The organism is Qipengyuania sp. Mu-71 (genome assembly GCF_036867055.1).
In the GTDB taxonomy this organism is placed as follows: domain Bacteria; phylum Pseudomonadota; class Alphaproteobacteria; order Sphingomonadales; family Sphingomonadaceae; genus Qipengyuania; species Qipengyuania profunda.
The window spans coordinates 530,653-544,983 of sequence record NZ_JBAJHR010000002.1 but is presented as its reverse complement, the minus strand read 5'-3'; the positions used below and the strand labels follow the sequence as shown (position 1 = coordinate 544,983).

At 61.4% G+C, this 14,331-nt stretch carries 13 protein-coding genes; 6 read left to right on the top strand and 7 right to left on the bottom strand.

Annotation, left to right across the window (positions count from 1 at the left end):
- The first annotated feature begins 86 nt into the window (after positions 1–86).
- The 5 genes from V6B15_RS14555 to V6B15_RS14535 all read left to right on the top strand — a co-directional run bounded on the left by V6B15_RS14555 (position 87) and on the right by V6B15_RS14535 (position 5,424).
- Positions 87–1,085 (top strand): methyltransferase, encoded by a 999-nt coding sequence (locus V6B15_RS14555; RefSeq protein ID WP_050600384.1) that lies wholly within the window; start codon positions 87–89, stop codon positions 1,083–1,085.
- 96 nt (positions 1,086–1,181) lie between these two features.
- Positions 1,182–2,996 (top strand): SMP-30/gluconolactonase/LRE family protein, encoded by a 1,815-nt coding sequence (locus tag V6B15_RS14550; protein ID WP_157052119.1) that lies wholly within the window; start codon positions 1,182–1,184, stop codon positions 2,994–2,996.
- A 1-nt stretch (position 2,997) separates the two neighbouring features.
- Positions 2,998–3,765: an SDR family NAD(P)-dependent oxidoreductase gene (locus tag V6B15_RS14545; RefSeq protein ID WP_050600387.1), complete on the top strand. Its 768-nt coding sequence runs from the start codon at positions 2,998–3,000 to the stop codon at positions 3,763–3,765.
- Positions 3,766–3,775: 10 nt separating this feature from the next.
- Entirely contained in the window at positions 3,776–4,180 is a 405-nt protein-coding gene (locus V6B15_RS14540) for a nuclear transport factor 2 family protein (protein WP_050600388.1), read from the top strand.
- Positions 4,177–5,424, top strand: coding sequence for a DUF418 domain-containing protein (locus tag V6B15_RS14535; protein WP_050600389.1), 1,248 nt, complete (start codon positions 4,177–4,179; stop codon positions 5,422–5,424). The genes V6B15_RS14540 and V6B15_RS14535 overlap by 4 nt, the downstream gene beginning before the upstream one ends.
- A 306-nt stretch (positions 5,425–5,730) precedes the next feature.
- Here the strand turns inward: V6B15_RS14535 and V6B15_RS14530 are convergent, their stop codons facing one another.
- The 3 genes from V6B15_RS14530 to V6B15_RS14520 all read right to left on the bottom strand — a co-directional run bounded on the left by V6B15_RS14530 (position 5,731) and on the right by V6B15_RS14520 (position 9,256).
- Complete coding sequence (locus tag V6B15_RS14530) at positions 5,731–6,654, bottom strand: HEPN domain-containing protein (protein ID WP_050600390.1); 924 nt, start codon at positions 6,652–6,654, stop codon at positions 5,731–5,733.
- 173 nt (positions 6,655–6,827) lie between these two features.
- Positions 6,828–7,268 (bottom strand): hypothetical protein, encoded by a 441-nt coding sequence (locus V6B15_RS14525; protein WP_050600391.1) that lies wholly within the window; start codon positions 7,266–7,268, stop codon positions 6,828–6,830.
- Entirely contained in the window at positions 7,265–9,256 is a 1,992-nt protein-coding gene (locus V6B15_RS14520) for a conjugal transfer protein TraG (protein WP_050600392.1), read from the bottom strand. The genes V6B15_RS14525 and V6B15_RS14520 overlap by 4 nt, the downstream gene beginning before the upstream one ends.
- A gap of 57 nt (positions 9,257–9,313) precedes the next feature.
- Between V6B15_RS14520 and V6B15_RS14515 the strand changes: the two genes are divergently transcribed.
- Positions 9,314–10,402, top strand: a complete 1,089-nt coding sequence (locus V6B15_RS14515; protein WP_083437335.1) for a DMT family transporter — start codon at positions 9,314–9,316, stop codon at positions 10,400–10,402.
- Positions 10,403–10,457: 55 nt separating this feature from the next.
- On the opposite strand, the gene V6B15_RS14510 is transcribed toward V6B15_RS14515, so the two are convergent.
- From V6B15_RS14510 to V6B15_RS14495, 4 genes are all read right to left on the bottom strand, one after another.
- A complete protein-coding gene (locus V6B15_RS14510; RefSeq protein WP_198143449.1) occupies positions 10,458–11,186 on the bottom strand; it encodes an RES family NAD+ phosphorylase in 729 nt (242 codons plus the stop codon).
- Positions 11,161–11,592 carry an antitoxin Xre-like helix-turn-helix domain-containing protein gene (locus tag V6B15_RS14505; RefSeq protein ID WP_050600394.1) on the bottom strand — a complete coding sequence of 144 codons (432 nt, stop codon included), beginning with the start codon at positions 11,590–11,592 and terminating at the stop codon, positions 11,161–11,163. The genes V6B15_RS14510 and V6B15_RS14505 overlap by 26 nt, the downstream gene beginning before the upstream one ends.
- Before the next feature lie 72 nt (positions 11,593–11,664).
- Complete coding sequence (locus V6B15_RS14500) at positions 11,665–13,407, bottom strand: relaxase/mobilization nuclease domain-containing protein (protein WP_050600395.1); 1,743 nt, start codon at positions 13,405–13,407, stop codon at positions 11,665–11,667.
- Positions 13,408–13,647: 240 nt separating this feature from the next.
- On the bottom strand, positions 13,648–14,328 hold the full coding sequence (locus V6B15_RS14495; protein WP_082847496.1) for a lytic transglycosylase domain-containing protein: 681 nt from the start codon (positions 14,326–14,328) through the stop codon (positions 13,648–13,650).
- Positions 14,329–14,331 lie beyond the last annotated feature (3 nt).

Here is a 14,331-nt window from a genome sequence, read left to right as displayed (position 1 = left end):
GTTCCAGTGATCGGGCCGATCTCCTGACGATGATCGGCATCTCCACCGCGTTTTTCATGCTGCGCTGAACCAAGAGGAAATCGACCATGTCCCAACAGATCAGTGCGGAAGAGCAGGTTCTCGGCATCGTTACCAACCACTGGCAGGCGCATGGCGTCGGCCTGGCGGCCAAGCTCGAACTGGCCGATCATCTTGCCGACGGTCCGCTGGCGGTCGAGGAGCTTGCCAAGCGTTCCCGGACGCACGCGCCCAGCCTGTACCGCATGCTGCGCGCGCTGGAGAGCACGGGGATTTTCGCGAGCACGGAAAACGGTTCGTTCGAAAACACGCCCGCCAGCGATTGCCTGCGCCGCAACAAGCCCGGCTCGAACTGGGCCTGGGTGCGCTTCACGCTATGCCCCGGCGCCCCGGTTTACGAAGGATGGCGCGGCTTGCCCCTGGCGGTCGAAACCGGCGAACCGGGCTTCGACCAGCTGCACGGCAAGAGCAATTGGGAGAACATGCAGGCAAACCCAGAGGCCTATTCGATCTTCAATCTCGCCATGCGCGATCTTGCCGCCACGATCGGGCCCGCCGTTGCCTCGGCAATCGACTGGAGTCGCTACAACGTAATCGCCGACATCGGCGGCGGTATCGGGTCGCAGTTGTCCGAAATTCTTGCGGCGCATCCCAATACCAGAGGTATTCTTTTCGATCTTCCGCATGTGGTTGCCGAAGCGCCGAAGAACGAACGGTTCGACGTGGTAGCCGGCGACTTCTTCGCGAGCATTCCGGTCGAGGCCGATGCTTATGTGCTGCGCTGGGTACTGCATGACTGGTCCGACCAAGAATGTATTCGCCTGCTCCGCAACGTGCGAGAAGCGATGCAACCCAAAGCGCGATTAATGATCGTGGAATCGATCATCCCAGGCGGTTCGCAGTTCGACATGGGCAAGTGGATGGATCTCAACATGATGGTCATGGCGACCGGCAAGGAACGGACCGAAGCCGAATTCGCGGCTCTTCTCAAGAATGCCGGTTTCGAGCTCATGTCTATCGAACCGACTGCGTCGCCCCTGTCGATCCTGGTCTTTGAGCCCGCGTGATGAAAACCGATCAAGCACTGGAGGAAGTCGATGTCTAAGTATCGGAAGAACGCATTTGTCCGATCTAAGTCTTTGGGCGCGCTTCTAGCAGCCACGATGCTAGCCTCTCCGTCAGGAGCGCAAGAGAGCGATGTCGCTACGACCACCGGCGGGGGCGATGCGAATATCGGCTACGTGACGGGCGATCCCGATACTTGGCCAGCGGAACTCGAGGCTACGGTAGCAGCCGCCGAGAATCACAAGATCCTGCTCGAGAACGATCAGGTTCGCGTTCTGGAAGTGACGCTGGCACCGGGTGAAGTAGAGCCCTTGCATTTCCACCGCTGGCCCAGCGTGTTGTATCTCCAGCAGGCCGGCGACTGGATCGACCGCGATGCCGAGGGCAACGTGATTTTCGATTCACGCAAAGTGCCACCAATGCCCTTTCCGGTGACGCTTTGGAAGGGGCCTGAAGCGCCGCATTCTCCCGTCAACCTGAGCGACGACGTGACGGTCCGTCTCATCCGGGTCGAGATCAAGCCGCAAGAGGCGTGGGCTCCTGGCGGGCCAAGCGATGAATACTCGTTTTTTCCGGCCGACCGCTCGCTCACCCACGCCGAAGACGGGGTCGTCCTCCCCGACGGCAGGTTGTTGGTCGGGGATTGGGATCACGGTCTCGTTACCCTGTCTGCCGACGGCACCAAGACGCCGTTCGGCGATTTCGCGCGAGCGGGCTTCAGGTCGAAGCCGGACCCCATGTGGAACAGCCCGAACGGCGTTTCGTGGGAGCCGGACGGTCGCCATGTGCTGGTCGCCGACATAACCGGCGGACACATTTACCGCGTCGATACCGAGACCGAAGCGGTAACGCGGATTTACGATCACCCCTACGGGGTAAACGCCGTCGTGCGCGACCCGACCGGCGCGATCTGGTTCACGCAGTCGACCGAGAACGCAGAAGGCGAAGGCAGCGAAGCGCGGATGTTCGCTGCGGCCGACAAGCCGCTTGGCGACGGGGCTGTTTTCCGGATCGCGCCCGAACAGGTTGGCAAGCCCGAGCCAGTTGCCATCAAGGTGGCCGACGGGCTCGACTTCGCCAATGGTATCGCCTTCGACGGGGCGCGGGCGCGACTATATGTCGCCGAAATCGTGCGGAGCCGCATTCTCAGCTTTGCGGTGGATCAGGCGACGGGCGAATTGAGCGAGCGCCGCGTCCTCGCGACCCTTCCCACGCCCGATAATATCGAGCTGGATCGCGATGGCATGCTGTGGGTCGCCAGCCCCTTCGCGAACACCGTTTACGTGGTCGATCCCGATACCGGCGATCGCCGTACGGTGTTCAATCCTGCGCCCGAGACAAGCGCTCGCATCGTCACCGAGACTTATCGACGGTTCGATGCTGGCGAACCGATCCTTTCACTCCTGACACCGGAGATGTGGGGCCCGATGCCCGGCCTGCTTACCGGGATCATCCTCGCACCGGATGGGACGGTTTACGTCTCGAACCTCGGCGATGCGCTGGTGAAGCTCGAACGAGCCGATACGGCCCAAGTCGATCCCTCTCTGGCCAGCGTGCTGACCAACCGGACCGAGGTTGTTCTTGAGGCGATCAAGTCAGGAAACACCGAGCCGATCCTCTCGCTTTACACCGACGATGCCCTCTATTCGCCGTCGGGGGATATGCTGCTGAGCGACCGGACGGCACTCGCTGCCTTCTGGGAAGGCGTTGCCGCAAGCGAGGCCGCCGATGCGACGCTCGAAGTCGTCTCGATCGAGCGCCTCGGGCCAAATGCGTTCACCGAATTGCAGAAATACGAAGTGTTCGACGCCCAGGGCGGCTCACTCTTCGGTGGTTATGCCTTGCTGCTGTGGGTTCGCGAGGATGGCCACTGGCGGATGGCTGCGGATGTCTCGAACGAAGGGAGGCCCTGAGATGGCCGCTTTCGAGGGAAAGGTCGCCATTGTCACCGGTGCAAGCAGCGGGATCGGCAAGGCAACGGCGCTGATTCTGGCCGAGCGCGGAGCCACGGTCGTGGTCGCGGCGCGCCGCACGGAGGTGCTCGACGAACTGGTCGCGCAGATCGAACAGGCGGGAGGCAAGGCAAGCGCTGTCGTCACCGATGTCGCACAGGCCAGCGACGTCGAAGCGATGGTGGCGCATGCGGTAGACACGCATGGACGGCTCGATCTTGCCGTCAACAACGCGGGCATCGGTGCCGAGGTCTATCCGCTGATCGACACGCCAGACGATTACTGGGACCGCGTGATGGCGGTAAACCTTCGCGGCAATTTCCTGTGTCTCAAGCATGAAGCGCGCGCTATGCTGGCGGCGGGCAATGGCGGATCGATCGTCAATATCGGATCGGTCAACACGTTCCTGGGTTGCCCCGGAGCCAGCACATACACCGCGTCCAAGGCCGGCCAGTTGGGGCTGACGACCTCCGCCTCCGCAGAGCTGGCCGAACACGGCATACGCGTGAATCTGCTGTGCCCCGGCGTCATTCACACGCCGCTGCACGAACAGATCAAGGGCAATCTCGGCGCCGAAGCCTTCGATGGCATTCGTCAGCGCAAACATATGCGGCGCTTCGGGGAGCCAGAGGAAATAGCGCGCTGCATCGCCTTCCTCTGCTCCGAAGATGCCAGCTTCGTGACCGGCACTACACTGACACCCGACGGCGGCTTCCACCTATCTTTGTAAGGAGCACACCATGACCAGGGCACTGGAGATCGTGCAGCAATTCTATGCTGCCGTCGGCACTGGCGACAAGGACACAGCTGCATCGCTGATGGCCGATGACGTCCGCTGGATGGAGGCGGAGAACTTCCCGCTGGCGGACCGCAATCCCTATGTCGGCGCGCAGGCCGTGCTCGAAGGCGTCTTCGCGCGGTTGGGCGACGTGCTGGACGATTTCGGCGTCGAGCCGGGACGTTTCATCGCGGACGAGACCAGCGTCGTGATGGAAGGCCGTTACACCGGCACCGGGAAGGCGACCGGGCAGCCCTGCAACCCGCAGGTTGTCCATGTCTGGACTGTCGAGGATGGCAAGATCGCTACCTTCCAGCAGCATATTGATACACTCGCTGTCGCGCGGGCCACCGGCAAAGCGCCATGAGCGAGGCGGTCGCCCCGATTACTGCGAAAGACAGGGTCGGGGAGCTCGACGTGCTGCGAGGCTTCGCCTTGCTCGGAGTAATGACGATCAACCTGTGGGAATTTGGCGGCGAGAGCGTCACCATCACCGCCGATCAACTTGCCGCATTACCCAACGCCGCGCTCAACAGCTCGATCGAATTCTGGCTGCGCCTGTTCGTTTCCGACAAGGCCAACACCCTGTTCGCCTGCCTGTTCGGCATGGGGTTCTGGATTCAAATGGAGCGCCTGGAAGCACGCGGCGCACCGTTCCGCTCGATCTACTTCCGGCGTGCCGGCATCCTCCTGATCTTCGGCTGGCTGCACTTCTTTCTGCTGTTTTCCTGGGATGTCCTGCATGTCTACGGGATCGCCGCTTTCATCCTGCTGTTCAGTCGCAAGCTGTCAGCGCGCACGATGCTGGTCGTCGGAGGGGCGCTGCTCCTGTTTGCCAAGCCTCTGATCTCCGGTGTTTTCGAGTGGTCCGGCGTTTCGGTCACGCTCGATGCGATCACTTCCGCCGATAGCGAAGTCTTGGCCCGCCAGGCCGCAGCGCAGTCAGGCGATTTTGTCACCTTCATGGGCTTGATGGCGGAAAACAACTGGCTCGGCTGGATCATGAACGGCGGCCCCGTTGCCTGGATCGCATACGCTACCGGGAGGTTTTATATCGGCGCGTGGATCGCGCGAAAGGGGTGGATCCAAAACGCCTCGACGAATCTCGCGCCGTTCCGCCGGGTATTGTGGCCCACCCTGGTGCTTGGCCTTGCGCTGGAAGCGACCCATCTCCTTACCGAGAATGCCGAGCCGGGCACCACGCTCTCGGCGATCAGCGCATGGGGCGGCATTCTTCACGCCTTGGCGACGCCGCTGATTGCAATCGGCTACGGCTGCGCGCTCATTCTCCTTTTCAATGGCCGGTCCGCCAAGTGGCTTCTCGCCCCGTTCGGAGCGGTGGGGCGGATGGCGCTGACCAACTATGTGCTTCAGAGCATTGCGATTGTCCTGATCCTCACCGGGGTCGGGCCTGGACTCGCCTTGGCTGGCAAGGCCGGCATCGCCACCTTCCTGCCACTGGTGGCGATTTTCTACGGGGCGCAAGTTCTGATCAGCAATTTCTGGCTCAAGCGCTTCTCTTACGGCCCGCTCGAATGGGTCTGGCGCGCGCTAACCTATGGTGAGCGGCCCGCGATGCGGCGATCGACCTCCGCCATGATCGCGCAATAGCCAGCGCCCCGCTTTCTGCCAGTCCACGTGCCCCGCCCATCTCGCTCTCATCGAGATGTGAGAGCGTTTCTCCTGTGAAGAGGAGAACGGCAAACCAAGCCGCTGCTGCGAACATGAGGGATCCGCCACGTGCCGGACGGGCACCTGGGGTGTTTGTCGTTCCGGCAAATCGCCCCATCGCATCCGAGCAAATATGACGATCGAAACGACCGCTTTGGTCCTTTTAAGTGCAGCCACGAATGACCGAGATTAGGGCGCAAAACAGTCATAGTGTGAAGTGTAATCGGGCCCGCTGGCAAGCCACGGTCAAGCGACTGCTTCACTCTTGAGCTTCTCAAGCCTTACCGAGCATATATCATGGACAACGCGGCCGAGCTCCTCGACCTGCTCTCCGAGCCATTCGAGTTCCTCCTTGGTGATGCGGTAGTGCTGTGAGTAGCGGGCCTTCACGTAGGCTTCTTTGAGCTTTTCAAAGCGCGCCCGATCGCGGCGCGTATCGCGTGGCCAGACATAGGTGAGGCGTGGATCAATCCTCTCCGCTTGGGTGCGCAGAAAACCGAGGTTGTGCACGTGCGGCGTGTAGAAGGTGCAGACCAAAAGCACGCAGTGATAGAGGAATTCGGCGGATTGATGCATGTCAAACGCTGCCGGTTTTAGAAACCCTCGCTCTCGACCCACCTTTGATAGCTCGTATCGCTGCATCGCGGTTGGAAACCACTCGTCGAAATACTCCTGCGCCATCGCGAGTGCCTGCTCGGGCGTTTTGGGCTTAGGCTTATGCAGTTCGGTGTCGTCTGCCTGGTAGAGCGCCACCCCGTCTTTCGCGACATCCATGAAGAAGTAGCGCCCGTGCGCGAGGCCGTCGTTCACTTCCTGCAATGTGTGGACGATAAAATTCACCGGCGTGTTGAGGGTCTTGGTGACGCCGTATTCGCGCATCAGCCGGTCATCGAGCTTGGACCAGTACTTGATGCGGTCAACCAGACGCTTGTCATTGACGATAACAAGCAGATCATAGTCAGACTGGTAGCCCTTTGCAGTATGGGGTTCATCGACCCATGTTCCGCGTGCATAGCTGCCGTACAGAATGACCTTGAGGATGCGCCCGGCCTTCTTCCAGTCGTGCCTCGCCAGCGCGAAGGCGTCATCGAATTCTTCGAAGATAAGCTGCACCACGCGCTCAAGCTCGCGCTGTTTTTGCGGTGGCAGATGATCGAGTTCGGTGCGCATTACACAACCTCTAGCAAGCAGTTGGAATAGTTGCACCTATAGACTGGCGCGTCGGCAATTCGCCCTGCTCCAGAGCGCATCTCTCCTCCTTCCCAACTGAAGCATTTGACCAAGGTCTGCGCGTCTTTGCGCGCGAAGTTGCCGTGAAGACACCGAGGCGCGCTTCCAATGGCCTATTGGCCATTTTCCGCCTCATCATGTTGTGGCTCCCGACGAATAAGCTCGTCGGACAGGTGCTTTCCCGTTTCCATTCTGCGGGCCAGCGCCTCGACGAGATGACTGAAGCGTTTCTCGGCGTCGGCCCGCGCAGCAGCAGAGGCACCGGCACCAAGCGCGGGCGTGACTTCGAGCCAGCGCCGCAGGTAAAGAGCAAACGCCTCATTTCCGACCTCGACGTGATAGTCGAGCTTGTCGATCTGACGCGAAATCCGGTCGAGGCGCCGAGAGAATGCCGCCTCGAGTCTCTCCGATCCATCGGGCGACAAGAACGAAGCGATCGCGGCTTCCACCACCGAAGCCTGCGATACCCGCTTGCGTCCGGCAAAGTCGGCCAGTTGCCGCGAGAGAGCGGGCGGCAGGCGGAAAGTGTGCTTGATGCGGTTGCCTTTGCTCACAATTCGATCCCGTCATCGGGATCGAGCGCCGCCCGCTGCGCATTGGCGCGCATCTGGTCGGCGATCCGGCGGTTTCTGCCCGTCTCTTCGTCGTCGCGCCGGTCGTCGAACTCGAATTCATTGCGCGGTGGCGGTGGCGCGGGCGCTATATCCTCGTGCTGGGGTAGTTCGGGCTCGCGCCGGACACCGCCATCGGCAACCGTGTCGCGATCTTCCGGCTCAGCGTCATCCGACGCGACAAGCGGTTGCTTGGGTGCGCGCGCAATCACCCCTTCCCATTCTCCGGCGCCGGGCTGACTGGGCGATTGTTCGGCTACCGGCGGTGGCTCGACCCGTTTCGCCAATCTGGGATCGGCATAGTAGCGCGCCTTCTTCGCCCGGATCGGATGCGCGCCTGCGAGCATCACGATCTCATCGGTATCGGGCAGCTGCATGATCTCACCCTGGGTGAGCAAGGCCCGGGCCGTTTCGCTGCGTGAGACCATCAGATGGCCAAGCCATGGCGAGAGCCGGTGCCCGGCGTAATTCTTCATCGCGCGCAGTTCGGTCGCGGTGCCAAGCGATTCAGAAATGCGCTTCGCCGTGCGCTCGTCATTGGTCGCAAAGCAGACCCGGACATGACAATTATCGAGGATCGCGTTGTTCTGACCGTAAGCCTTCTCGATCTGGTTGAGCGATTGCGCGATCAGGAATGCCTTGATGCCGTAGCCTGCCATGAAGGCAAGCGCGCTTTCGAAAAAGTCGAGACGACCGAGCGCCGGAAATTCGTCAAGCATCAGCAGCAATCGGCGTCGATCCGATCCTTCGTTCAGGTCTTCGGTCAGGCGGCGGCCCAGCTGGTTGAGAATGAGCCGGATAAGCGGCTTGGTGCGGCTGATGTCGGACGGCGGCACGACGAGATAGAGTGTGACGGGGCGCGCCGGATCGACGAGATCGGCGATCCGCCAGTCGCATTGCCGCGTGACTTTGGCGATCACCGGATCGCGGTAGAGACCAAGGAAAGACATCGCGGTTGAGAGGACGCCCGAACGCTCATTCTCCGACTTGTTAAGCAGTTCGCGTGCGGCGCTCGCCACAACCGGGTGGACGCCTTCCGCTCCCAGATGCTGCGTTGCCATCATTGCGGTGAGCGTCGTCTCGATCGAGCGTTTCGGGTCGGACAGGAACGACGCCACTCCGGCCAGGGTCTTGTCAGGCTCGGCATAAAGAACATGGAGGATCGCTCCGACCAGCAAGGCATGGCTTGTCTTTTCCCAATGGTTGCGGCGTTCGAGTGAGCCTTCGGGATCGACCAGCACGTCGGCGATGTTCTGGACGTCGCGCACTTCGTTAATTCCCCGGCGCACCTCCATCAGCGGATTGTACGGCGCAGAGGCTTCATTGGTCGGATCGAACAGCAGGACCCGACTGAAACGCGAACGGAAGCCTGCGGTGAGATCCCAGTTTTCGCCTTTGATGTCGTGAACGATGGCCGAATGCGGCCAGGTCAGCAGCGTCGGGACAACGAGGCCGACACCTTTGCCGCTGCGCGTCGGGGCGAAACACAGCACATGCTCGGGTCCGTCATGCCGTAAATAGAGATTGGCATGGCGACCGATCACTGCGCCTTTGCCGCCGAGTAGCCCTTCGCGGGCGATCTCGGAGCGGGTTGCCCAGCGCGCGGAGCCATAGGTCGCGCTGGTCCGGGCCTCGCGGGCACGCCAGACCGACATGGCGATTGCCACAACCACCGCAATCAGACCGCCCGATGCGGCGATCATCCCGCCGGTTTCGAATATTCGCGGAGCATAGGCCTCGAAGCTGAACCACCACCAGAAGATCGAATATGGCGGATAGACCGGCTGACCAAACGCGGTGAACCATGCTGGACCGAGCTCTTGCTGGTAGCCGAGCGTTGCAGCAGTCCATTGGGTGGCCGCCCAGACTCCTGCAAGCGCCAGCGCAAATACGGCCAGGATCTGGCCCCACAGGATCTTGGTTGCCGACACAGTCGCCTCCTTTCGCTCAATAACAGGAGGCAGTTGTAACGCCGGTATCAAGTTCGAATGCGTGTGATCGGGGTCCAGCGTAGCCAAAGAAGCAGGAGGCGGGGTCGTGGCAAGACGGATCAATCCAGCGCGGCTGGCACGGAACCCGCTTGCTGGACCCTGTGCCGGATAAGACAACAAGGCTATGATTTGCGAACGAAACCCGACATGTTAAGTCGTTCCAGTATCATGGTATCCGAGAGACCAACGACCACTCCTGCGATTGTCGTGCAGCTTTTGCTAGGCATGGCACTCTTTGGCAGTGCAACGCCGCTCAGCAAGTTAATCGGGCAGCAGTTCTCGGTCTTCACAGCGTCATGCATGCGCATGCTGATCGCTTGTCTGGTCCTTGCTCCATTCACATGGTTGCTGACGAAAAGGTTTGCTCGTGCGAAGCGGTCGGACTGGTTGGTGATTGTCGCGATCTCATTATTCGGGATGGTCGGTTTCACCGCAGCCATGCTTTTTGGCATGCGTCTCACCACAGGCGTGATCGGCTCCACGATCATGAGCGCGACACCGGCAGTGACTGCCGCCGCGGCCGTAGTTTTCTTCGGTGCCGCAATGAACTGGCGCACATCAGGAGCATTGGCCCTTGCGATCGCGGGGATCGTAATGATCAATCTGCTGCGAACCGGGGGAAGCGGAGCCACCGAAGCGCCGATCCTTGGCGCAGCGCTTGTCGCAATGGCTGTGTGCTTCGAGGCAGCCTACACCCTGCTTGCGCGCAAACTGTCCGACGGGATCAGCTCACTGGAAGCCACTCTGGCAGCATCGCTCATTGCCGCTTTGCTCTTCGTTGCTCTGGCTTTTGTTTTCGACTCTCGACCGTTTGATTTTTCCGGCATAGGTCGGGATGGTTATTTTGCGCTGGCCTTTTGGGGTGCGGCCACAGGAGGGCTCGCTCCTGTTCTATGGTATAATGGTGCCCGCAAAGCGCCAGGAGCACTCACGGCAGGTGCGATGGCAGTCATGCCCCTTAGCGCGCTTGTCCTATCTTACGTCCTACTTGGCGAATCCTTTCGCTGGTCTCACCTTTTGGGCTTCGGGTTGGTTTTCGCAGGGCTTGTCCTGATGATAGTCGAGCATGCGAAATCGGCGGATTAATGAGAATGAGATGTTCGTCCCACCCAACCCCTGAGACAGAATGAGCGTCTAGAACCTACGCGGCCTCCCATGTAAATTCAGGACTACCCGACCAGGTCAGACGGTACATGGCGCCCTGAGTCACCGACTGAACGACATTGGGCCATAGCGCCGCGATGCAAATCCCTTCCGGATGGCGAACCGAGGGATAGATGATGCCGTTGTGACCCTCGGCACGAGCCTGCGCCGCCAGCGCGTTGCCGACCGGATAACCCTTTTCAGCATTTGGATGGAGGCCGGGATGATCGGACGTGCCGCGCAGGTCGACAAAGATGCCGGACATACTTGCAATCATCTCGCCATATTCCACCACGGCATTGAAATCGGCTGCATCCGCCAACGCCTGAGTCAGGTGATGTCCGACCTCGGCGAGGCAGGTTTCGACCGCCAGGGCCGCGTACCAAGCCCCACGATCCGCGGGGTTAAATCGCCCCGGCTCGCGTGGTTTGGCGTAAGCGAAACTCGCATTGATGAACTTGGCATGCGGCACGCCGTGCACCAATTCTTCGGCGCTAAGGCCGCCATGGCCGCGCTCCTCGGCTATCAGGCGCGAGCTAGTCGCCCCTTCGATCTCCGCAAGCAGCGTAAGTTCATCGTCATCGTCAGTGAGCGGCGCCATCGCCGCGTCGCGCAGGCGCGCACTCGAAACCAGCCGAATGGTGCGCTCGAACGCTTCTCGTTTGGTAGCCAGATCGGCCGACGGCGGTTCGGGATCGCTCTCAGAGCCCGCCACGAAGCGCGTCAATATACTGGCGGGTTTCGAGCATACGCGGGATACCGCCTTCGATCATTGCCTGGACTGGCGAAAGCCGGTCGAACACAGGTGCCGTATTGACGAGCCTGGGCCAGCGGTCGGCCATGTCGTCGGCAAACAGCAGATGCAGCCCCTTGAACAAGCCGATCAACGCCGAAGCGCGCGTCAACTGGTCCTGGCTAAGCGCGCCTTCCCAAGTTCCGGCCTTCATCCGGTCCCAGGTACTTTCAGAGACACCGAGCAGCGCAGCGCCCTCGGCATTACTGCCACCCCAAGCGTCGACAAGTCGCAGAACGGCTTTGACTGCCGCGCCCGTCAGGCGGTCACGATCATCACTGGCCGCGAAGGTCTGAATGCCTCGCGGTGCTTCGGCTTGCTCTAATGCTATACTTGCCATATCGCATCTCCTGACGCTTGTTTACGCATCACATGGTGTTTCGTCAAGGACAGATTTGTCTGCACAGCCCCGTCAGACAGAAGGCCCCCGTGAGCGCGTGAAGCTCCAGTCAACACTGCCGCGCTCGTTGACCCTGCCTGCGACCGTCTGGCCCAGATGGCGCTCCAGATCCTGCCGCCAGGGGACGAGTTGGAAACCCACACCGTTGTCGATCATCGCGAACCGGCCCGAAGCGAGTGTGACGCGTTCCCGATACACGCCTGCGACATGATCCCCGGAAGTCGCGCTCTGCATGGTGCTTCCGTGACGCGAGGCGAGCGCATCGCTCGCATTGGCCAGGTCCCGGTCACGCAAAGTGCCAAGCAGATTGCGAGCATAGACGATCTTTTGCCCCTGACGCTTGGCTAAGCCTTGCTCCAGGAGGACATCGGCCCGTTTAGCCAATGCCTCGCGTACCTCCGACCCGAACCCGCCTGCCACGGTTTTGAGGCGGGGCGATACGAGTTGCCGATCAAGCCAGGTCGCACCGCCTGCACCGATCTGTCTTTCGAGAGTGAAGTCGGAGCGAACAAGCAGGCTCATCTGCTGCCGGCCTTTCCGATCGGTCCATGCGCTCGTCTCCACGATGGCACCTGGCGCGGCATCACCTGTCCGCTCGAGGTCGGGAAAACGCAGGTGATGAATGCGCCCATCGGCCCCGTCGACGATGGCAAAGGCCTTGCCAGTAAGCTCGTCATGCAGCCCGCGCTCGACGAGCCTGCCAATCACACGCTCACCGTTCGCTTCGTCATGCAAAGCCAGCCGCGCCGGGTCCGCATCAAAGCCTTTGCCGGTCATGGCCCGGTGCATCGTTTTGATGATGTCGCCGCGTTCTCCAAGTGCCCGAAGCGTGGGCTCGATATCGGATGCCAGCGTCCAGCTTGCTGGTCCCACCTGCTCAGCCAGTCCCATGCGTTCGAGCACCTGGGCGCGACCAATCAAGATCGAGCGATCCCTACGTGCGTCCGAACCGGCTTCGGGCCGCAGATCGATCTCGCCAAACGCGCCGCGTTGCTTGTGCAGGCGGCGATCGAGACTGGTCCAGCGTTCAGCGTCAACCTCGCGCGCCAGAGCATTGAGGATATCACGTTCGCTGCGCGGTCCCAGCTCGATGGTCACGCGTTCCTCGGCGCGGGCGCGCATCCCCTCGCTGATATAGGCGCGGTCGATCACAAGGTCCTCGCCGCCTGTCGCGACGCCGCGAACCAGCACATGGATATGCGGATTGTCGGTGTTCCAGTGATCGACGGCCACCCAGTCAAGCCTGGTGTCGAGATCGCTGGCCATATCGGTCATCAATTCACGCGTGAAGGCGCGCAGGTCGCCCATCTCGTTGGCATCCTCAGGAGAGACGATGAAGCGGAAGTGGTGCCGGTCGTCCTCGCAGCGATCGGCAAAGCTATCCCCATCGGCCTGGTCGGAAGCGACATCGAACATCTGGCCATGCGATCCATCCTTCGTGACACCATCGCGCTCAAGATAGGAGATGTGACGCGCGAGCGGCGCCGAGCGGAAACGCGCACCCCCATGCCGCACAACGCGGGCCTTGATCACCACACGGCGCTGGACGGGACTTCGGCGGAGTCCGAGTGCCGCGTGTCTGCCCCGACCGAAATGGCCCGTTCCCGTCCGACCCTTGCCTTGGTGAAGCGGTGTGTGGCCGGCCCGTCGAGATGACTGAAGAACGCGGCCGACCAGCGTACTGGCTTTGCGATATTGGCGCTCCCCGCTGTCGCCCGAGCGACCCGGCCTGACGTTGAAATCCTCGTCAGCCATGCTCAAAATTGACGAGCGACGGCGCATTTAGCGCTGAAAAATATGCAGAATTTGAAGGAACCGACAGCAGAGCAATGCCGGAGACGGCGCTAATTACCCAGAAAAACCAACCACATGCAGCCCGGACGACGGCGCTGCTTTTATCTCGCCATCCTCTCTTACCCTTTCTGACCAGCCCGCAACCCGTTCGCAAAACTTCGCTAGCGGACGACGCAGAACGCAGGGATGCCCGCCTGGCTGTCATTGGTCGGCAACTGTCGATATGGGCGCGAAAAGATCATGCGCGGGCCGTACCGGGCGGACAAAAGCGGTGCCCGAGGCCTCCGGGAGACCCCGATCGCCGGGGGCATAATCCGAAGTGGAAACAGGTGCATCGGGCGCGCCCGGAGCGTCCGCAGAGTGTGAACCCGCCGCGACGAAGATGCGCTCGATCTGCAGCAGGGGCGCAATCTTCGCGACATAGCGGCGGGTTTCGAGGGGGAGCGAACGCCGTCCTGCAAGCCAGGCCTCGTAGCGCCCCGGCCCCGCATTATAAGCTGCAAGGAAGCCAGCTACACCGTAGCGGTCATACATTTCGCGCAAGTACGATGTGCCCGCGAGGATATTGTCGCGCGGGTCGAAAGGATCGCTGCCGAGCGAGTACCGATCGCGCTGGCGCGCCCAGGTGCCAGGCATGAGCTGCATCAATCCCATCGCGCCTGCCGACGACACTGCGCGCGTCCGGCCCGCACTTTCAATGCGGATCACGGCATAAATCCAGTGCTCGGGAATGCCGAAGCGCTGCGAGGCCTCGCGCACATGTGCTGCAATATCGATCGAATCTGGGTGCGTTTGCGCTGCGCGCGATTGCCCGCTCGCTTGCAGAGGATACGCGAGCGCCAGCGCGGCGAGAAGCGCGGTTAGTGCGATACCGAGGCGCACGGT